The sequence below is a fragment of the Terriglobales bacterium genome, from assembly GCA_035561515.1.
Lineage (GTDB): Bacteria > Acidobacteriota > Terriglobia > Terriglobales > Acidobacteriaceae > DATMXP01.
Genome location: DATMXP010000019.1, coordinates 50,896 through 70,481, shown reverse-complemented (window position 1 = coordinate 70,481; position 19,586 = coordinate 50,896). Strand labels below are relative to the sequence as shown.

Genomic DNA, 19,586 nt, shown 5'->3' with positions numbered 1-19,586 from the left:
TGCCATGCTCCGAGTCTCCTTTCAGGCGGATTCGATTGCTCGTCTGCGCAGAGACATTACTCCTGCGCACGAACGGCTCCCATGTGGGAAGACGATCGGTGCATCGGCAAGCTGCTGACCCTAGTGGTGCCTGTGATTTCATAATCCGTGTAACCGATGGTCAAGTCCGCGTGACCTCCAAGCCGGATAGTGCTGATGCTGTGATTGGAAGCGGGTAGCCAAAAGTCACCGAACTTGCTATAAAGCTGCACGATTTCTGACCTCCTGGTCCAGAAGGAAGGATTTCTTGCAGGCACTGCCTCCAATCGCACTACTGCAAAGTCCACGGCATCAACCCAGATTCGGCCACGATAAAGGTATTTGTCCTTTCTGAGAGGCTCTACTTGAAGCATGTACGTCGAACCGGAGAGCCCGGCTTCGAGCCCAATCAGAGTGAACCTATAGTTATCTTCAGTGAGAGCGGAGCGTCGCTGCATTTCCGAATCAAGGGCTTCTTTTTCAGCCTCCAATAACTTCATGAATACCTTGTCGATGATTAGCTTGGATCCAGTTGCAGAGCGAATCTTGAATTCCTTCGTTGCGGGCGACACGTAGCTGACATTCACTATCATCTCGGCGCTTCGATCACCTGGAAATCCCCGGTACTCAGCCCGATAGATCCTTGTCCCCTGGAATCCGTCGAGCGCTTGTGCGCGATGAAGATTCATTTGGACGAGGTTGTGTACCACTTGCTCTGCGCTGAGCGGAACAGCATCTGCATAAGGCGGGGTGCTCGGTTGCTGGGCGCTTGCAGGCCACAGCGTTACGAGCATCAACAGTAGCAGGCAGCAGAAATCCAAACAAAAGTAGTGGCCGAAAGAAATGGGCACGATCCAATAATTCTTGAGATACGTTTTCATGGCAAGCTCTTCACCTACGGGTTCGCACAACTGCAGTCGCCGGGTGGCGCTTCTTCAACATTCCGAATGAGACGATGAACAAGGCCAGGGTGACCACGTTTGCCTCCAGAGTAAATTTCGCAGGGATAGCAAGCACAACAATTGATCCGAGCACGCCAGCGATGCCAAGAAGTACCGGAATCCAAATCAATTTTTCGGCAGACTTGGAGCAAACAAAAACGCCGATGGCCACTGCCCACACAGCAAGCAATGTTGCCGCACACTCGCGGGCTGAATATCCGAACAGACTGTCGAGAGAAGCCATTCCAAGAATCCATTCCAACAGCATGTTGAGCCTCAATTCATGTGTACACTTCACAAGCGCTGCGATCGCGTGCTGTCACTCATCACGTGCTGTCACCCGGTGGGCATAGTAAGTATCGACTGTTGGGATTTCGAATACTGGTCATTATTGATCAGCTTTCGCATGTGAGGGTTGCGCTTATTTTTGATGGTGGCTCGTCCACCAGCTATTCGCAGGTGCAGCTTCAGGTGGACTGCCGGGCAGATGGCCATGTCTAGGCTGACCATCCGCCCGGGTGCATTCCTCTATCTGCCATCGTTGTGACCGCGCCCACTGTAGCTCTGCTGGTAAGCCTGTTGGTAGGCCTCGCGGTATTGTTGTTCGTAAGCCTTCTTGTCCCCATAGCTGGAGTTGTAACCGCGGTCTGGGTGCTCGTATCCGAGACCGTATTTCAAGGCGCGACCAGCGTTGCGGTCGTTCTGACCGTCAGTGCTGCCATCCCTGAATCCCATCTGATAGCCGGGACTTCGACTTTGTTCATTCCCATACTGCCAATATCCATCTCGATAGGTTCCGCGCCCGTCGTAGCTTTGCTTGTAGCCCTGTTGGTAGGCCTTGCGATACTGCTGCTCGTAGGCTTGCTTGTTGCCGTAGGTGGAGTTGTAACCGCGGTCGGGATGCTGGTACCCGGCACCGTACTTCAATTTGCGACCTGCATGACGGTCATTGCGACCGTCGGTACTCCCGTCCCTGAATCCCATCTGGTAGCCGGGACTTTGGTTTTGTTCATAGCTACCCTGCCGATCACGGTCCCAATCGGAGGCACTGCGACGGTTGCTGTTTTGGTAGCCTTCGTCGTAACCGTTTTCATAAGCGCGCCCATCGGCATCGTTGTCCGGGTGAATTCGATACTGGTGCGCTCGACCATTCGCCCCATCCGACTGGCCGTCGCTTAGCCCACGCTGGTAATTGTGGTTGCTTGCAGAGTTGTTGTCATTGTTCTTTTTGTGTCCTTGGCCATGGTCATAGCCCGACTGTGACTGAAACGCGACGGCGAGCTGCGGTATTCCGAACACGGCGATGGCGACTGCCAGGGCAGTCATCCATATTGTTGGTCGCAAATTGATTTTCACTTGGAACTCCGATCCTTCTGTTGATCTGTTGAGGAAATGCCAAAGGAAGCGTCGGCGCACTACCGACGAAACCATCAGCAATCAAACGACACGCAGCCACATTCTGTAGGCGACATCGTGCAAGGCGACATATTCATCTGCATCAACGTATAACAGGTGGCCAGTTCAGGGGTCTGATCACGATTGCTCACCCGTTAACCCTGAATCGAGAACGCCGAACATCTGCGAAGCGTACCCCCGGATAAAAACTTACTAACTGGTCAATATTGAACAGGCGAGTGTTTTCGAACGTGGAATTATTGAAAAGTGGTGGGGTGTAGCGCTCACTTGAAAGTCATGGCTCCACAAAGGCAATCTCGTGGAAGATCGACCCTCCAAAATCCGGTTTTCTGGAAATGTGTTATGAACAACGCCCCAAAGCACCTGATCCTTCTTGTCGACGATGAAGCAGCCGTTCGCGAAAACATTGCATTGTTGCTGAGGGCCACAGGATATGACGTCAGTACTGCCGCGGATGGCCTTGGATGCCATTTTGCAACTCAACAGGGTGACACCGGATATCGTGATCTCTGACCTCAATATGCCGCGCATGTCAGGATTCGAGTTCCTTTCGGTTGTTCGCCGCCGCTTTCCAGAAATTCCGATCGTCGCGATCAGTGGAGCGTACGAGTCGGGCGACCACGTACCCGGCGGTATCATCGCCGATGCGTGTTACGCCAAGGGCCGCGGTCGGCCAGAAGAACTCCTGCGCATTGTCGCTGAATTGATTCGGACCTCGAAGCAGCAGTCGATTAATCACCATCGCCAATCGGCTCCGGTGTGGAAACCAAGTAATGGTAAAGATTCGCAAGGAGTGCCCTTCATTGTGCTGGCCTGCACGCAGTGCCTCCGTTCGTTTCCACTGAGTGTCCTGCTTGAAGACATACAGGAAATACAGGAAGCACCCTGCCTGTTCTGTGCAAACCCGGTCCGATACGTCATTGACTTTTCCCTCGCCGTAAGCTCGCCAAAGAAAAGACAAGCGACCGGGGCAAGTAGTGAAGGAGCCTTCGCTGTGAATCCATGACTAACCTAAAAGGAAAGCTGCAGCTATTGTGAAGATCAATTTTCGCGCTGTTGATGGCGTAACCATTCTCGATATGGACGGCCGCATCACCCTCGGCGACGATATCGCCGTTTTCAAGAGTGCTATCGGCGGCCTGGTGGCCCAAGGGTACAAAATGGTCCTGCTGAATCTGCGCGAGGTTCCCTATATAGATAGCTCCGGAATTGGCGAACTTGTTGCTGCGTTCACGGGCCTTCGCAAGTCCGGAGGCGAGTTGAAGTTGCTCAACCTAACAAAGAAGGTCCGAACGCTGCTGGAGATTACCAGGCTCTATTCTGTTTTCGACGTCAGGGAGGATGAGACCTCAGCGATCCTCTCCTTCTCAGCGAAACCGCTCCTTGGTGATCCGAGCGTTGCAGGAAGGCGCGGATATGGAATGTAAACTAGCCGAACGTCTACGGACCATCGCCCTGGCTTCGATGGCACGTGAACTGAGGATGCTTGTCGATCGACGCAGCCTTGCAGCCACACGCACTGGTGAGGGCCATCCAGATGGGCAAGTCTTAGTCTTGTTGCGTCGAGATACTGATCACGCCCGAAAAGCGCTGCGACATCACATTGCAAGTTGCGGGAACTGCCAGAGCCCCGACAAAGGAACCAGTCGCGGAGTGATCCTCGAAGACACTGCGTAGTCGCCGCCGGCATGCTAAATGCGTCCAAAGGTTTTCCCCACGCCTTGGGGCACAAACGGCCCTGTGAAAGTTTTGGGCACACCTGTTCTGTTTTGACCAGTTTTCCCGCCGCCAATTCCGTAGTCTCACGATGAAAGTCGGCACTCTCCGCGGAAAAGTTTCTGCATTTTCAGATTAGAAGGTTGATCATGGAAAAGGAACGGAACAGCGCTTCTACGTTTTCTCCTTCGGCGGTTATTTTCACCTCACAACTTGTTTATCGCCCGTGCCGGGTCGCAAATCCGAAAGAAGAGAACGAAGCCTTCCACGAACTAGCGCAATGCCTTATTTCGGATCCGAACCGATTTCTTGATCGATTGGTGGAAGTAGCCCGAAGGCTCTGCCAGGCAGACACGGTAGGGATAAGCATGGAGTCCACTGACGCTGAAGGAAGAGCGGTCTTTCGCTGGATCACGATGGCAGGCGATTTGAAGGACTGGGCAGGTGGTACTACTCCTAGAGATTTCAGTCCGTGCGGTATATGTGTGGATCACAATCAGCCGACGTTAATGCGCGACCTGGCACGCGCTTACCCATACTTCAACGATGCCCCTCTGCCATTTGTGGAGGCATTGCTTCTTCCATGGGGAGTTCAGGGTGGTCCAATGGGGACGATCTGGGTGGTTTCACACAGTGATCGCCGCAGCTTTGACCTCCACGACGTGCGAGTGATGGGCAGCCTCGCAGCCTTTACGTTCGGAGCGATTTACCTGAAGCAGAAGACAGAGAAAGCAGAGAAGATTTCTGCTGCTATCAACGTGACCAAGGCGATGGCTCACCATATCAACAATCCGCTTCAGGAAGCCTTGCTATCCCTATTCCGGTTGAAGAACGAAGGTGACTTCAGCACAAATGGGACGGAATTGCTAGGGGTGCTGGAAGGAGAAATCAAGCGTGTTGCATCGGCGTCGTCAGACGCTCTTCGAAGAAGCGATCGTGCCGCCGCTCAAGGATCGAGGCTCGCTGGCTAGCTGAAATTTTTGTGTTCAGGTGAGCTTTTTTGACCAGCGCAACGATCGTTCGACTTCTAGGCTTGACATACGGATTGGAACTTTGTCGCTCCAAGAGCCAACTATGGTCGGGCAAACTTCGGTTGCTTTCGATCCTCAAGATTTGTTTAAGAGGGTTAAGACCCAAGCGACCACACAAGATTACCGAAATCGACAGTCGATCTTCTCGCAGGGCGACAAAGCTGATGCCATGTATTACGTCCGGTCTGGCAATGTAAAACTAACGGTCGAGTCCAAGCATGGGAAAAAAGCTGTAATCGCCATCTTGCGGCACGGCGACTTTTTTGGGGAGAGTTGTCTCGCCAAGGATTCGCTACGGGTATCTACCGCAACAGCGATTCACACCTCGACGATCTCCCGCGTAAAAAGGGCGGCCATGGTTCGCACCATTCACCAGGAGCCCGCCTTTGCAAAACTGTTTATTTCGTATCTGCTCTCCCGAATTGGCCGAATCGAAGAGGAATTTGTAGATCAAATCTTCAACTCCAGCGAAAAACGATTAGCCAGAATTTTGTTGATGCTGGCTGGTTTCGGACTGCAATCGAACCCAGAGCCGGTCCTCCTTAAGGTAAGCCAGGAGACGCTTGCAGAGATGGTTGGAACAACGCGCTCCAGAGTGAGTTACTTCATGAACCGATTTCGAAAATTGGGATTGATCAGCTATAACGGCAGCTTGCAGGTGCACAGGGAACTGCGCACTTTTCTCCTCCAGGAGCAGACGTAGCATTCCCTTCTAATTAACCGCCCATGACTGTGGCCATGCTGAGCAGTATTGCTCAGAAATTCTCATGTTCAGTGAATAACCTAATAGTAGGACGGTCCCGGATCGGACGTAACAAACGCAACATCGAGGAGGGTTCGATGTCCACTTTCAAAAGATCGGTTATGAACAATTCGTTTGTTGCATTGCTTCGCGAGTGCTGGCGAAGGATGGCGATCATGAAAGCCGCGTCCGACAGGGCTGAACATAGCGATGGCAGCCGATTCGGCGAACGACGTGCGGAGCGACGCCGCGATGAAGAAGCTTGGCTGCGCATGGATGACGAGGGCTGTCCCAACGTTCGTCAATCTAGCCTGCCTCAAGACATCGTTGAAATGGAGGCGGAGGGCTCATTAAGTTTATAGCTTCTCCCTGTTAATGGAGCATCCTCTCAGGTCTCTGCTGTACGAGCTCTTCGTAGCACCGCCCCTCCGCTTGCTGCAAGGAGCATTCGATCGAAACTGGAGTAGCGCTGCTGAGGTGCGAAAGCCTGTTTCTAAAAAAAGCCGGCGGAAGCCGACGAATTGAGTCTGACAAAATGAATGAGGTATGTCATGCGTTGTCATTGGGAAAAATTGGGCGTCCTCGGTCCTATTTATATTCTGGCTGGCGAAGGTCTGAGCGATGTTGCCATCGCCGACAAGCTGCGTCTAAATGAGGACGTCGTCCGCGGTTGCACTTCGTGGCTGTTGCGTTCGCTCGGTTGTCATACCCGAGCCGAGTTGGTTTTGTATGCTTCGTCCGCACAACAAGGAACATGGACTGTACGCGCAGCTTAGGGGAGGAAATATGACGCCTATCTCAGAGTCGCTATCGAAACCAACGGCACAGCTCGACTGCGCCTTGCAATCTGCCGTCGCCCAGAACTGGGATGAACTGATGCCGGATTCAAAATCAGGCTTGATTCACATTGAATATCAAACCGGACACGACGGTTCGCTTGATTTTATGTTGATATGGGCGTCCACAGTCAGAGGCTACTGGAATCTTGTCTGTGAGTTCTGGTTGCGCCCTTTGTGGTTTCATACCATTGGCTTACGTTTCAGTAACAACTATTACTCCGCAGCCTTCGCGCGTACATTGCAATATTTGATGGGGGAGGAGGGCGCGTTCGCAAAGCTCCCCGATAAGCATGGGTTGATTCAAGTCTATCCGCCGAAAGAAGAACGAAGAGATACTGAATGCCGAGCGAGCGTAGCCACCAACTATCAAGGGTTCAACCGGTCGTTGGTCGCCTAAACCTTTCGGCTACAACCTAATGCACCTCCGGATTAGTGCTCCCGCAGTGAGGACAAAGAGTAGACTACGCGACCGTTGAGGGTCGCGCTTCTCTCTCGCAGTTAGCACTTCTGCCTTGAACTAATCTGATTTCGTCAGGAGGTTTAGAGCTGGGAGGGCGGACTCTTCCGTAAGGGATTCACTTTGGCTAACGATTTCAAGATTGCTAGATTGCCAAGCGAGCAGAGGCCTGCTGCCGTCCGAACGTAGTCGCTACTCATCTGGCACGCCCTCACTCAATCTAGTCATAGTCGCGGACCCTCGCTAATCCATCCTTCGAACAATCGAAATTAAGCAACCAGGTTTGGCCGATGCCTCCATCAAAAAGCGTTGTTCGGAGAAGCCGCGTGTTCTCGTCACGCAGTTGCTTGGCATCCTGCGCCCGCTCACAGGATGCCGAGATCGTTGGTCGGGTCACCGTGATCCCATGCGAATCGCCGGATCGATTCCTGACAGGAGCGAAGAGTTCCGAAACGGTACTTCTTTTATCTCAGCGCCTTCGTATCAGACCAAGGACATGGTATAAGAGGGGCTAATCTAGGTTCAATACCCGGCATAAGGGAGTTGAGAGTGCTGCTATGCCACGCGCCAAGCCGAAGATAGTTCGCCCCTCGCTGACCAAAGTCCCGACAGGAATTCAAGGACTCGATGAAGTCACAGGGGGAGGTCTGCCGAAAGGCCGTGTCACGCTCGTGTGTGGCAGCGCAGGATGTGGAAAGAGCTTACTCGCGATGGAATTCCTGGTACACGGCGCGGTTCGATACGGCGAGCCTGGCGTATGCATGGACTTCGAAGAAACCGAGAAGAAGCTGGCGGCCAACATTGCATCGCTGGGTTTTGATTTGCATGAGCTTACCAAACGCAAGAGGTTATTGGTGGACTACGTTGCCGTTGAGCGAACCGAGATTGCAGAGACGGGAGAATACAACCTCGAGGGCCTGTTCATCCGTTTGGCTCACGCGGTTAAAGCGATCAAGGCAAAGCGTGTCGTCCTGGATAGTATCGAGGCGCTCTTTTCCGGATTGACTGACTCAACGATTCTGCGAGCGGAACTGCGCCGGCTGTTCCATTGGCTGGAGGACCACAAACTCACCGCTGTCGTTACCGGGGAAGCGGGAGAGCACACGTTGACACGTCACGGGCTGGAGGAGTACGTCGCCGACTGCGTGATCGCGCTGGACCACCGGGTAACGGAACAGATTTCCACGCGGCGGCTGCGCATCGTCAAGTATCGGGGCACTCTTCACGGCACCGATGAGTATCCGTTCCTGATTGATCGTGAAGGTATCTCTGTGGTGCCGATCACCTCCCTGGCACTTGCTCACAAAGCACCGACCGACCGCGTTTCCACGGGGATTCCCACATTGGACGGGATGATGGAGGGTAAGGGGTTCTTCCGTGGAAGCAGTGTGCTGGTGTCGGGTACGGCGGGAACCGGGAAATCCAGCCTGGCGGCGAACTTCACCAGTGCTGCCTGCGAGCGTGGCGAGAATTGCCTGTATTTCTCTTTCGAGGAGTCTCCCAGCCAGATTCTCCGTAACATGCGCTCGGTCGGTCTTGACTTGGAGCGGTGGGTAAAAAAACGCTTGTTGCACGTCCACGCGATGCGGCCAACCAGCATCGGCCTGGAAGGACACTTGGCCGCTATTCACAAATTGATCGACAAGCTACGACCGAGTATCGTGGTCATCGATCCCATCACGAATCTGGTTTCGGCTGCGGGTACGTATGACGTTAAGTCGATGCTTATGCGATTGGTCGATTTTCTCAAGGTGGAACAGATTACATCGATGTTCACAAACTTGACATTCGCGGGAGACCCCCAGGAGAGAACCGCAGCCGCCGTCTCCTCTCTCATGGACACGTGGATTGTGTTGCGGGATAGCAAACCCAATGGACGGCCGACGCGCGAGCTTTTCGTTCTCAAGTCCCGCGGCATGGCACATTCTCGTGAAGTGCGCGAGCTGATTGTGAGTCACCGTGGTATCGAATTGGGCATGGCGCTGAAGGACGCCGCAGCGGCCACAGCCGTTGCCGGCCATCGTGCCGTCGAAGAATAGCAGTTCTCCCATTTGGACACGAGCGTCGATATGAAGAAGAGTGCAGCCATGAAGAGCCGTCCCGCCAAGAGCAGCCCGAATGACTATTGGCGCTTGCGGCTTTACATCGCCGGCCAGACCCCTAATTCGATTGTGGCAATGGCCAACCTCAAGAAGATTTGCGAGGACAAACTGAAGGGCAAGTACCGAATCGAAGTCATTGACTTGTTGAAGAAGCCGCAACTGGCAAAGGGCGATCAGATCATCGCTATTCCAACTCTGGTGCGGAAGCTCCCGCCGCCGGTCAAGAAAATCATCGGGAACCTCTCCAGGACCGAGAGTGTTTTTGTCGGGTTGGATCTTCAACCGGTGCGCTGAAGTAAGGATTTCCATCGCCGATGTCTAGCAAGCGAGTGCGTTCCGCCAGTCGAGTCCTTCAACGAGGGCCACTCGGCAAGGCCGGTGTGCCCAAGAAAGCGCACAGAAGCGTCGCATCACCTTCACGCAAGCCGGCGTCATTCGCGTCACTGAATCAGAAAGCAAAGCTGCTCGCTCGCTTGAAAACAGCGGAAGAAACCCTGTGCGCCATACGGTCCGGTGAAGTTGACGCGCTGATGGTTTCCGGTCGCCGGGGAGCGCGGGCGGTTACTCTGGCCGGGGGAGAGTCCGCTTATCGCATTCTGGTGGAGGCCATGAGCGAAGGCGCGGCCACTGTGTCCCGCAATGGCGTCGTGCTCTACTGCAATGGCAGGCTGGCAGAACTGATTCACCGGCCTCCGGATAAAGTCATTGGACGTTTGGTTCAGTCTCTGGTCGTGAAAACCGAGCGTGACAGCCTTGAAGCTCTGCTGGCAGAGGCCCAAAAAGGGAGTGCGAAAGGTGAATTCAATCTGCGTTGCAGGAATGGAAGCTTAGTTCCGGTCTACTTATCGCTGAACCGCTTTCAGGGATACAAGGGCCAAGCGCTGGGCATGGTGATCACCGATCTGCGCGAACAGAAGCGAAGGCAGGCCGCAGAAATCAAGCAGGCAGAAACAATACACCGATTTTTCCTGCAACGCACGATTACGGCGCAAGAAGAGGAGAGACGCCGGATAGCGCGCGAATTGCATGACGAAGCCAGCCAGTTGCTGACGTCTCTTTTGGTTGGCCTGCGCAACCTGGAAGACTGCGCGAAGATAGCAGATGCTAAGGCACAGGGACATGGGTTACGAAAAATCGCTGTTCAAGCGATGGAAGAGATCGGACGACTTGCCCGCGGGCTTCACCCAGCGGTGCTGGACGACCACGGACTGGGTGTTGCGCTGAGTCGATACGTGTCTGAGTACTCAGAGACCCACAAGATAACTGTCCATCTCACACTGCGTGGACTTGATTCCAGCAACCTGTCGCAAGCAGCTCAGCTCGGGTTATATCGTATTCTCCAGGAAGCTCTGAACAACGTCGCAAGACACTCGGGAGCTGGAAAGATCGGCATCGCATTCTCGCGTTCGGGCACGGTCCTGAAAGTGACCGTGACCGATGACGGACGTGGCTTTGACGCTGAAGCGGTGACTGCCTCCTCGCATCGATTGGGCATTCAGAGCATGCGTGAGAGAGCCGTCATGTTGGGCGGAACGGTCGATTTTACATCCCAGGCTAAGGGAACCAGAGTTCTGGTGCAAATCCCACTTCACGACCGGGAGATTCAGTCCTCTGAGGGAGAGATTTGAATGCCGGTGCGAACGCCGAAGATCCGGATCATGATCGCGGATGATCACGCCATTCTCCGCGCAGGACTAAAAATGCTGATCAATGCCCAAGCCGATATGGAAGTTGTCTCCGAAGCCCCCAATGGAGAAAAGGCCGTTCAAGCGGCACTGGAAACGAGACCGGATGTGGCATTGCTCGACCTCGCCATGCCCGGAGGCGGGGGCATGAAGGCGCTTCAGGAGATAGAGCGAAAATGTCGCAAGATTCGGGTGCTCGTCCTCACGATGCACGATGATGCTGCATATTTACGATCGATGTTGGCTGCCGGAGCGGCTGGCTACCTGTTGAAACAGAGCGTAGATTCAGAGCTGCTTGCAGCCATACGAGCAGTGCATCGCGGAGGGACCTTCGTGGACCCGAGTCTGACCAACATTCTTGTCCAGGACGTGCTCGCCAAGAGAGGCACAAAAGCCGGTTGCGTGCGGCCGGTCGACATCCTCAGCGACCGTGAGTGGCAGGTGCTCATCCTTGTGGCGCAGGGATACAGCAGTCAACAAATCGCCAAGCGGATTTTTGTCGGCATCAAGACCGTGGAAACTTATCGTGCTCGTATCGCCAACAAACTCGGGCTTCGGTCGCGCAGTGAGGTGGTTCGCTATGCAGTCCGAATGGGTCTATTGACCGCAGAATCGCTGGAGACCTGAACCGCTCGGCTCGGAGTCTGAACGGCATCTTGTCGGGGATTCCCCCGACAAGACCCTCCATTTCAAGCAACCTCCCCGATACCGCTGCCCATATGTGTGCGGCACACTATTTACCAAGCGTCGCAGCAAGTGGCTTACCGAGGCAAACCAACCCAACCAACCGGCAATCATTGAGAGAACTAGCACACCATGAGCACGAGATCCATTGCCGCAAGCGTTCGGGCCCCGACTTTCCGAGTGCCTGCGGTTGGGCGCAAGCCGATTTCCAAAATTGCTGTAGTTAAGCGCGAAACGTTGAATGTCCATTTTGATCCGGAAGCCTTTCTGGAGGAGTCCGGAGTCGGCAAGACGATCATCGAGTTGGCAGCAAAGGGACGCGCATTTTCACAAGGCGACCCTGCCGCCGCCGTCTTCTATATTCAGAAAGGCCGGGTGAAGCTCACCGTCGTCTCCCACAGTGGCAAGGAAGCGAACATCGCTCTGCTGGGACCGGGAGAGTTTGTGGGAGAAGACTGCATCATTTCTGCTCACCCGACACGTATTGCCACCGCAACGGCGATTACTCCGTGCACGCTTCTTAGGATCAACAAAGCGGAGATGGTGCACGCACTTCACCAGCAGCACGCTTTGTCCGACTTGTTTGTCGCATTTCTGCTCACGCGTAATGCGCGCATCCAGGAAGACCTGGTCGACCAGTTGTTCAATTCCAGCGAGAAGCGCCTAGCCCGGATTCTCCTGCTGCTGGCTCACTTTGGTAAGCCTGGCCAACCCGAAACGATGATTCCAAAGATCAGCCAGGAAACCTTGGCCGCAATGGTTGGCACTACTCGGTCGCGGGTCAGTTTCTTCATGAACCGTTTCCGCAAACTGGGGTTTATTGATTACAACAGCAACTCAATGGATGTACACAGTTCGCTTCTCAACATCATCCTGCACGACTAGTGCATTCCCTAAGGTCAAGTCTCCGGAGGGTGTCCTCTTTCATACAAGTGCGGAGAAATCTTTGAGATTGCGTAGTCTTTACCCAACAGATGACTCGTACTACCTATAAAAAGGCGTTCTCTATGCCCAGCAAATTCGCGCACAAGATCCTAGTGGTCGACGACGAGGCCAGCATTCGAACTACGGTCACCATGTTGCTTAAGTCTGCAGGATACGAAGTCAGCACGGCCGAAAACGGATTCGATGCGCTTCTGCAACTGCGAGACACTATTCCCGCCTTGATCGTTTCCGACCTCAACATGCCGCAGATGTCGGGATTCGAATTTCTCTCGGTGATTCGCCGCAGATTTCCGGAGATATTGGTCGTCGCCATGAGTGGCGCTTACGACAACGGCGAAGCTATCCCCGGGGGGGTGATTGCCGACGCTTTCTATGCTAAAGGGGGAGGAACGGATCCCGGGACGCTCTTACAAGTCGTCGCCGACGTCCTCCAGACGTCTTCATCGCGCCGAATAGCGCATCGGGCGAAGGCAGCTCCGGTTTGGATTCCGCGAAATGGGAAGGATTCAACGGGGAAGCCTTACGTTGTACTGACCTGTGCGCAGTGCTTGCGGTCATTTCCGTTGCATGTGTCGGAAGCCATCAATCCCGAGGTCGCGGAGACGCCTTGTATTTTCTGTCTCAGCACAGTCCGATACATCATCGACTTTTCGCTCTCCGTAGCGTCGCCAGCGCAACGGGGCTGACCTCCTATAAGCTTTACATTAACCTTGTGCTCGGTCAGCAGCATGTGCTGTGAGGTAAGCACGCATCGATGTGTCCTGATCGGACATAGACACCAGCAGCAGAGTTGAGCGATATAGCTCAGACACGAAAATCTACATGTGTCATTGTTTACTCCTGAGTGTGTGGAACAGAGCGGCGACCGCCGACTCATAGATCTCTTTACTTAGGTCGGGGCCGCCGTCAACACGAACGACCAACATCCAGCCAATTGGAATTCTTTATCCGTGTGGATGCCGCGGGACCTCGTGGCGAATCACGATTCGAGCCTTATCTCGAACAGGAAGCCAGCAAAACTTCCAGGCGAGCAGAGGATTGTCCCGGAAGAAATAAAGAAGGTAAAGATCATGCCTTTGATTCTAGTTCTCGAAGTACTAGTTGTAGTAGGAGTCCTGCTGTGGCTGGTAAATCGCTTCATCCCCATGCAGGGATCCATCAAGTCAATCCTGAATGGCGTAGTGGTTATCGCCGTGATCCTGTGGATTCTCAACATTTTTGGACTCTTCCATTCGCTTTCCAGAATTCACGTTGGGAGTTGATGGACCACGGCGAAAGGCCCTGCCATGCGACCACGAAGAGCATTAGAACAACGTAGAACGGCAGACATCTGCCTCAAGGAGATACTTTGAAAAGCAAGTTCTTGTTAGCAGCCGGAATCATCCTGAGTTTGAGCGCATTCGCTCAAACCAATTCTCCAACAACCATGGCCGTCGAGCCCATGAATCCAACGCCCATATTCCGAGTGAATGTCGTTAGCCGCACCGTGCAGGCGGTTAACTATCAACATCGCAGCGGAGCGACGAAAATGGATTTTGCGGGTACGGATTTAATGCCTGCGGCCAACGGTGAAGCCAAAGTAGAAAGTAAGAAGGGTTACATCGAAATCGAAGTGGAATTCGGCAATCTGGAAAAGCCTAATACTTTTGGCAATGAGTATCTCACCTACATCTTGTGGGCAATCTCGCCGGAAGGCCGTGCCGTAAACCTCGGCGAAATATTGGTCGGCGACAACCGTCGCAGCAAGGTAGATGTCACCACCGATTTGCAGGCATTCGCACTGATCGTCACGGCGGAGCCTTACTTCGCAGTGCGGGAACCCAGCAACGTAGTGGTCCTCGAAAATGTGGTCCGTGCCGACACCAAGGGAACAGTCGAGGCGCTCAATACCAAGCACGACTTTTTGGAACGCGGCGGATACATTCCCACCGGTTACAACTTCGACCCGGTGGTCCTGAACAGCAAGTTGCCGTTGGAGTTCTTCGAAGCGCGTAACGCAGTTCGCATTGCGCAATCCGAGGGAGCCGAGCAGTACGCCAGCGATAGCTATCAGCGTGCAATGCAATTAATGGCAAAGGCCGACGGCTATGCGATTGACAAGAACGTACCCAGGAAACAGCTGATCGCAGTCTCTCGCGAAGCCGTGCAGACCGCAGAAGATGCCCGCGCCATTGCAGTAAAGAAAATGGACGAAGTGCGCTTGGCAAGCGAACGCCGGACTTCAGCAGAGGCACAAGCGGAATCCCAAGGTAGGGCGGATGAAGCTACTTGGCAGAAGCAACTTGCTCAGGCTGATACCGCAAGAGCGCAGTCTGATACCGCCAAGGCGCAGGCTGATCTAGCCGCCAACCAGGCAACATCCGCCGCGGCAGTGGCGGCGGCTCAGGCCGATGCCAAGCAATCTCGCTTAGCCGCGCAACAATCGGACAACGACAAAGCAGCCATGCGCGCCAGGCTGTCCACGCAGTTGAATCTGGTACTCCAGACTCGGGACACTGCGCGCGGGCTCATCGTCAGCATGTCCGATGTTTTATTCGACATCGGAAAATACTCATTGAAATCTGGCACGCGCGAAAAACTGGCGAAGGTCGCCGGCATTTTGTTGGCGTATCCAGGACTCAACATTGTGGTCGGTGGCTATACGGATAACGTCGGCAGTGATGCAATGAATCAGGCGCTTTCCGAGAACCGCGCCGCTTCCGTGCGTGACTACCTTGTGCAACAGGGAGTTCCCACGAACTCGATCACATCTAAGGGCTTCGGCGAAACACTGCCAGTAGCCTCCAACGATAACTCCACCGGCCGGCAGCAGAACCGAAGAGTTGAACTGCTGGTATCCGGTGAAGCGATCGGAAGTCCGGCTAATACGACAACGGGAAGCTTGCGCTGAGCGCACGTGGACCCCAGTCGGCAATGAGAAAGGTACTATCCATGAAAGCAATAGGAACCACCAGCACAGCCATTCTGGCTCTGCTCCTCGGAGTCGCCGCTCCTGCCTATGCCAGGCAGGGGCAGCAAGGCGAACATCAGCAACCTCGGCCTGCACAACAGCATGCTCAACCGCAACAATCGCGAACTCAAAAACCCAAACCAGCACAGCAAGCGCAGCGCCCAGCTCAAAATCAGAAACAAGTGCACACTCAGCCTCGGCCAGACCAGAATCAAAAACAAGCGCGTGCTCAACAACGTCCGACGCCAAATCAGCAGCATCAAGCGAAAGAACAACCGCAGTACAGCCAGCGGCAACATGCCCACCAAGCAGCGTGGCAGCAGCATCGCGCGCGAAGCTGGCAATCGGACCACCGTACATGGCAACAGCGCGGTGGCTACAACGGCTATCGCATCCCCGATGACCGGTTCCACGGATACTTCGGGCCCAGCCATGGATTCCGCATCCACGGCCTTCCTTTCCAGGTTGTCGGCGGATATCCACGTTTCCAGTACAACGGCTATTGGTTCAGTCTTGTTGATCCATGGCCCGAGAGTTGGGCGTATGACTGGTATGACACCGACGACGTTTACGTCAACTACGTTGACAACGGCTATTACCTGTACAACCGCAGATATCCCTCGACAGGAATCGCCATCAATATCTCGTTTTAGCGGAGTTGTGTTGAATGTCCAACAGGGACAGAAAGTTAGGAGTGAATCATGCTTGGAACTATATTGGTCGTGATTTTAATCTTGGCCCTCTTGGGAGCATTACCCAGATGGTCGCATAGTAGAAACTGGGGATATTATCCGACTGGAGGAGTGGGACTGGTCCTCGTGATCGTGATCATTCTCCTTGTTCTGGGACGGATCTGATTCGTGAACTTTCGAGATATATTGCACGGCGACATAGCTAGAAGTTGGCGCCTCCACACTCTCCGCGTGGTGGCGCTTCTTCTTGTTCTCCTCATGTGCAGTGGAGGATCTATCGCGTACTCGGTTCTGACACACGAGGAAATCGTTGACTTGGTTTGGAGCAGTGAAATCCAGCCTCTCTTGCTCAAACGATTTCCGGGATTGTCGGAAGATCAGTTAAGAGAGGCGCATTCCTACGCGTACGGCGGCGCTGTCATCCAGGATCTCGGCTATTACCCGTTCGGCAGCAAAGAATTCAGCGACTTGGTGCATTACGTTCGCAGCGGAGATTTTGTTTGCGAGTTGCTGCTTGAGAGCCAGGACGCCGATGAGTACGCCTTCGCGCTGGGCGCTCTGTCGCACTATGCGTCGGATATTGCCGGTCACCCGGCCGTTAACCAGGCGGTTGCGATCGAGTACCCGAAGCTGCAAGCAAAGTTTGGCAAATCCGTTCGATACGCTCAGGACAAGACAGCACACTTGAAAACAGAGTTTGGGTTCGACACGGTGCAGGTCGCGCGGAACCGTTACGCGTCGCAGCAGTATCATGATTTCATCGGGTTCCAAGTGTCGAAATCTCTGTTGGAACGCGTCTTTCCCGTGATATACGGAGTAGAACTCAAAGACGTGCTTACCCATGAGGATATGGCAGTAGGATCGTATCGTTTCGCGGTGAGCCGATTGATTCCGCAAATGACGCAGGTTGCGCTGCAAACCCACAAGAAGGAACTGATACGTGAAACACCAAACTTCGCAAAGAAGAAGTTCCTTTATCGGCTCTCCCGCTCTGACTACGAAAAGCAGTGGGATAAAGACTACGTGAAACCTGGTTGGGGTACGCGTATCTTATCGACTCTTCTGCGGTTCATGCCGAAAATCGGACCACTAAAAGGATTGGCCTTCAACAATCCGACTCCGCAAACGGAAGATCTATATATCAAGAGCATCAACGCGACCGTTGATCAATACCGGGCCTTTCTCGAACAGGTACGCATTGATTCGCTCGTTCTCCCCAATTGTGATTTCGATACTGGCCAGGTGACCAAAGCAGCGGAATATTCGTTGGCCGACGAAAGCTATGCTAAGTTGCTCGGCCGATTGTCAGAACGTAAGTTCGACCGAACGTCGGTAGAGTTGCGCGACAATATCCTGAACTTCTATTCCGACCTCTCGGTTCCGATCGAGACGAAGAAAGCCCCGGTTCTCTGGCAGGACGTTCTAATATCGCTGGATCAGTTGAAGTCGGTGGGGCTGGATACGGCTGCCGAAGGCACTCCGGCACAGTGACAAGAGACGCCACGTTTCTTCGTCGAATCACGTTAGGATCGCAATCTTCCCAACTCCATCGGATCGATGGTCGAAAAAGTTGTACGCGTTCACGATCTAGTCGAGCAGAAATTTGTGTGTTAACAGATTTTTAAGATCGGTTCGGCCCGGTCCGAGCAATAGAGCACAGAGTTTCATCGAGTGATCTGTCATCCTGAATCTGTTAGGCCGGTGAAAACAATCAGGAAGGCATATGCCAGGTACATTTATCAAAACTAATGTTCGCCAGTTCAAAAATCAGCTACGTAAATGCCTTACCTTCCTAACCAACTCACTAAAGAGACCACTAGCGATCTTCGAATCAAATAATAAAGATTTCAGATCGCAACGGATGTGCCCGTTTTGCGGCCTGATCACCTCACGAAAAAAGACGTGCTGCCTGGAATGCGGCAGGTCTCTTCAATCAGTTTAGAAGAAGACTCGCGGGTGGCTACTTGCTCGTTAGCGCGAGGGCGCGAGTTTCTTCTGGTGCGAGTCGAGAAAGATCGCAGTAACCGTAACCGCTTCGGCAGGCTTTCCAATTGCGGGGTGTTCCTTTCCTTCTTGATTCGAGCACAGCGCGAATCTTTTCCTAAAATCGTCTGCTAGAGCCGACCAATACCTTCAACAACTTGCAACTTTGGTTTCCTGCTGGGGCACCCAAAGGGGCACCCATTGGTCGCTGAAGGATTTAGGCTGATCCGGTTTGGCTTCTGCTTTCTCTGCGTTCTCGGTGGCGACGGACACCGCTTCTACCGCTCGCGTGACCGCTTCCACTCGCTCTTCCCACCAGCTCTTGCCGTAAACGTTCTGGGTCACATCGATGTTGGCGTGGCCCATGTTGTCCCGGACGACCTCCGGCCTTGCACCCTCCCTCAGCATGAGGCTGGAATGCATGGTGCGGAAGCTCCGAAAATCAACGGCAGCGGAGAGGCCCAGCTTGGTAGCGGCCGCCTTGATGTGGCGCAACAGATTACGCCTGCCCAAAGGACCGCCTTTACCCTTGCCTTTACGCGTGCAGAACACTAAATCGTTCGGCTGCTGGTGCTTGCTCGCGTTCCATCGTCCAATCAGGGCGCTCTTCATCAACCCGCGCTGGTCGAACGGTACCTGTCGCTCGCCGGCGTCGGTTTTTACGTCGTCGAATTCGCCTTCGTAGACGCGTTCTTCCACAGTAATTCGGTCTGCTTGGATGTGACGCCAGCGCAGGGCCAGCACTTCACCGATGCGAAGAGACCCGAACACGATCAGCACGACGACGCTCTTGGTGGGCTCGGGAAGAAGCTCGATCAGCTTGCCGATTGTCGCCAACGGCAACAGGATCGTAGGCTTGCGCTGCTTCCTCCGAGGCAGCTTCACCCCAATTGCCGCGTTCTTCTCAACCATTCCCCAGACCTTCGCTTGATTCAGGTGAACACGTAAGCAGGCGTGCATCAGCCGGATCGACTTTGGCGAAAGGCGTGGGTAAAAAGCGTTGAAGAAATCCTGAAGTTCGATGATGTTCATTTTGCGGAGCTTCATCGTTCCCCAGGCTGGCAACAGGTATTTGTCGGTCAAGAACTCGTAATGCTGCCGCGTTGAGTTCTTGAGATGGGGCCACGTTTTCTCGCGACACTTCACGATCAGCGAGGCCAGGGTTTCATCATCAGACGGGTAGAGACCCGGTTCGTTGTTCCGCGCGTTCACTCTCTCCATGAACTGGTCGGCCAAGCGCTGCGCGTCCCGCTTGCTCGGCGCAGTGCTCTTTGCCCAGACCTTGGAGCGCTTGCGGCGCGGCCTCGAACTGTAGTCCCAGTACACCATCTTCCACTTCGTACCGAGGTCCTTCACCTCGGGTTTCTGGTATTTCTCACGCACCA

General features: G+C 53.9%; 21 protein-coding genes. 16 read left to right on the top strand and 5 right to left on the bottom strand.

The features are described 5' to 3' along the window. Positions 1–56: 56 nt before the first annotated feature. The 3 genes from VN577_08190 to VN577_08180 form a co-directional block, all read right to left on the bottom strand. The gene (locus VN577_08190) at positions 57–899 is read right to left on the bottom strand and encodes a hypothetical protein (protein ID HWR14795.1); all 843 of its coding nucleotides are present in this window, start codon (positions 897–899) and stop codon (positions 57–59) included. 10 nt (positions 900–909) lie between these two features. Continuing rightward, a complete protein-coding gene (locus tag VN577_08185) occupies positions 910–1,203 on the bottom strand; it encodes a hypothetical protein (protein HWR14794.1) in 294 nt (97 codons plus the stop codon). Positions 1,204–1,487: 284 nt separating this feature from the next. Then, positions 1,488–2,315, bottom strand: coding sequence for a hypothetical protein (locus VN577_08180; protein ID HWR14793.1), 828 nt, complete (start codon positions 2,313–2,315; stop codon positions 1,488–1,490). A gap of 402 nt (positions 2,316–2,717) precedes the next feature. Between VN577_08180 and VN577_08175 the strand changes: the two genes are divergently transcribed. Then, positions 2,718–2,888 (top strand): hypothetical protein, encoded by a 171-nt coding sequence (locus VN577_08175; protein HWR14792.1) that lies wholly within the window; start codon positions 2,718–2,720, stop codon positions 2,886–2,888. A 19-nt stretch (positions 2,889–2,907) separates the two neighbouring features. Here VN577_08175 and VN577_08170 read toward each other — a convergent pair whose 3' ends face one another. Beyond that, a complete protein-coding gene (locus VN577_08170; protein ID HWR14791.1) occupies positions 2,908–3,117 on the bottom strand; it encodes a hypothetical protein in 210 nt (69 codons plus the stop codon). A 292-nt stretch (positions 3,118–3,409) separates the two neighbouring features. On the opposite strand from VN577_08170, the gene VN577_08165 reads away from it, so the two are divergent. The 15 genes from VN577_08165 (at position 3,410) to VN577_08095 (ending at position 17,709) form a co-directional block, all read left to right on the top strand. Further along, complete coding sequence (locus tag VN577_08165; GenBank protein ID HWR14790.1) at positions 3,410–3,802, top strand: STAS domain-containing protein; 393 nt, start codon at positions 3,410–3,412, stop codon at positions 3,800–3,802. 438 nt (positions 3,803–4,240) lie between these two features. After that, positions 4,241–5,062, top strand: coding sequence for a GAF domain-containing protein (locus tag VN577_08160; GenBank protein ID HWR14789.1), 822 nt, complete (start codon positions 4,241–4,243; stop codon positions 5,060–5,062). A 103-nt stretch (positions 5,063–5,165) separates the two neighbouring features. Next, the gene (locus VN577_08155) at positions 5,166–5,825 is read left to right on the top strand and encodes a Crp/Fnr family transcriptional regulator (protein HWR14788.1); all 660 of its coding nucleotides are present in this window, start codon (positions 5,166–5,168) and stop codon (positions 5,823–5,825) included. A gap of 137 nt (positions 5,826–5,962) precedes the next feature. Then, positions 5,963–6,226, top strand: a complete 264-nt coding sequence (locus VN577_08150) for a hypothetical protein (GenBank protein HWR14787.1) — start codon at positions 5,963–5,965, stop codon at positions 6,224–6,226. A 424-nt stretch (positions 6,227–6,650) separates the two neighbouring features. Continuing rightward, positions 6,651–7,100 (top strand): hypothetical protein, encoded by a 450-nt coding sequence (locus tag VN577_08145; protein ID HWR14786.1) that lies wholly within the window; start codon positions 6,651–6,653, stop codon positions 7,098–7,100. Between the two features lie 617 nt (positions 7,101–7,717). Next, positions 7,718–9,199 (top strand): circadian clock protein KaiC, encoded by a 1,482-nt coding sequence (gene kaiC, locus VN577_08140; GenBank protein ID HWR14785.1) that lies wholly within the window; start codon positions 7,718–7,720, stop codon positions 9,197–9,199. Between the two features lie 30 nt (positions 9,200–9,229). Continuing rightward, a complete protein-coding gene (locus VN577_08135; GenBank protein HWR14784.1) occupies positions 9,230–9,556 on the top strand; it encodes a circadian clock KaiB family protein in 327 nt (108 codons plus the stop codon). 20 nt (positions 9,557–9,576) lie between these two features. Continuing rightward, entirely contained in the window at positions 9,577–10,890 is a 1,314-nt protein-coding gene (locus VN577_08130) for an ATP-binding protein (GenBank protein ID HWR14783.1), read from the top strand. Next, the gene (locus VN577_08125; GenBank protein HWR14782.1) at positions 10,891–11,574 is read left to right on the top strand and encodes a response regulator transcription factor; all 684 of its coding nucleotides are present in this window, start codon (positions 10,891–10,893) and stop codon (positions 11,572–11,574) included. Between the two features lie 189 nt (positions 11,575–11,763). Further along, on the top strand, positions 11,764–12,516 hold the full coding sequence (locus VN577_08120; protein ID HWR14781.1) for a Crp/Fnr family transcriptional regulator: 753 nt from the start codon (positions 11,764–11,766) through the stop codon (positions 12,514–12,516). A 122-nt stretch (positions 12,517–12,638) separates the two neighbouring features. Beyond that, positions 12,639–13,262: a response regulator gene (locus VN577_08115; GenBank protein HWR14780.1), complete on the top strand. Its 624-nt coding sequence runs from the start codon at positions 12,639–12,641 to the stop codon at positions 13,260–13,262. Positions 13,263–13,646: 384 nt separating this feature from the next. Next, entirely contained in the window at positions 13,647–13,838 is a 192-nt protein-coding gene (locus VN577_08110) for a Thivi_2564 family membrane protein (protein HWR14779.1), read from the top strand. Between the two features lie 86 nt (positions 13,839–13,924). Continuing rightward, a complete protein-coding gene (locus VN577_08105) occupies positions 13,925–15,466 on the top strand; it encodes an OmpA family protein (GenBank protein HWR14778.1) in 1,542 nt (513 codons plus the stop codon). A gap of 41 nt (positions 15,467–15,507) precedes the next feature. Next, complete coding sequence (locus VN577_08100; protein HWR14777.1) at positions 15,508–16,179, top strand: hypothetical protein; 672 nt, start codon at positions 15,508–15,510, stop codon at positions 16,177–16,179. 297 nt (positions 16,180–16,476) lie between these two features. Next, positions 16,477–17,709, top strand: coding sequence for a zinc dependent phospholipase C family protein (locus VN577_08095; protein HWR14776.1), 1,233 nt, complete (start codon positions 16,477–16,479; stop codon positions 17,707–17,709). 642 nt (positions 17,710–18,351) lie between these two features. Here the strand turns inward: VN577_08095 and VN577_08090 are convergent. Continuing rightward, positions 18,352–19,584, bottom strand: coding sequence for a tyrosine-type recombinase/integrase (locus VN577_08090; GenBank protein HWR14775.1), 1,233 nt, complete (start codon positions 19,582–19,584; stop codon positions 18,352–18,354). Positions 19,585–19,586: the final 2 nt, after the last annotated feature.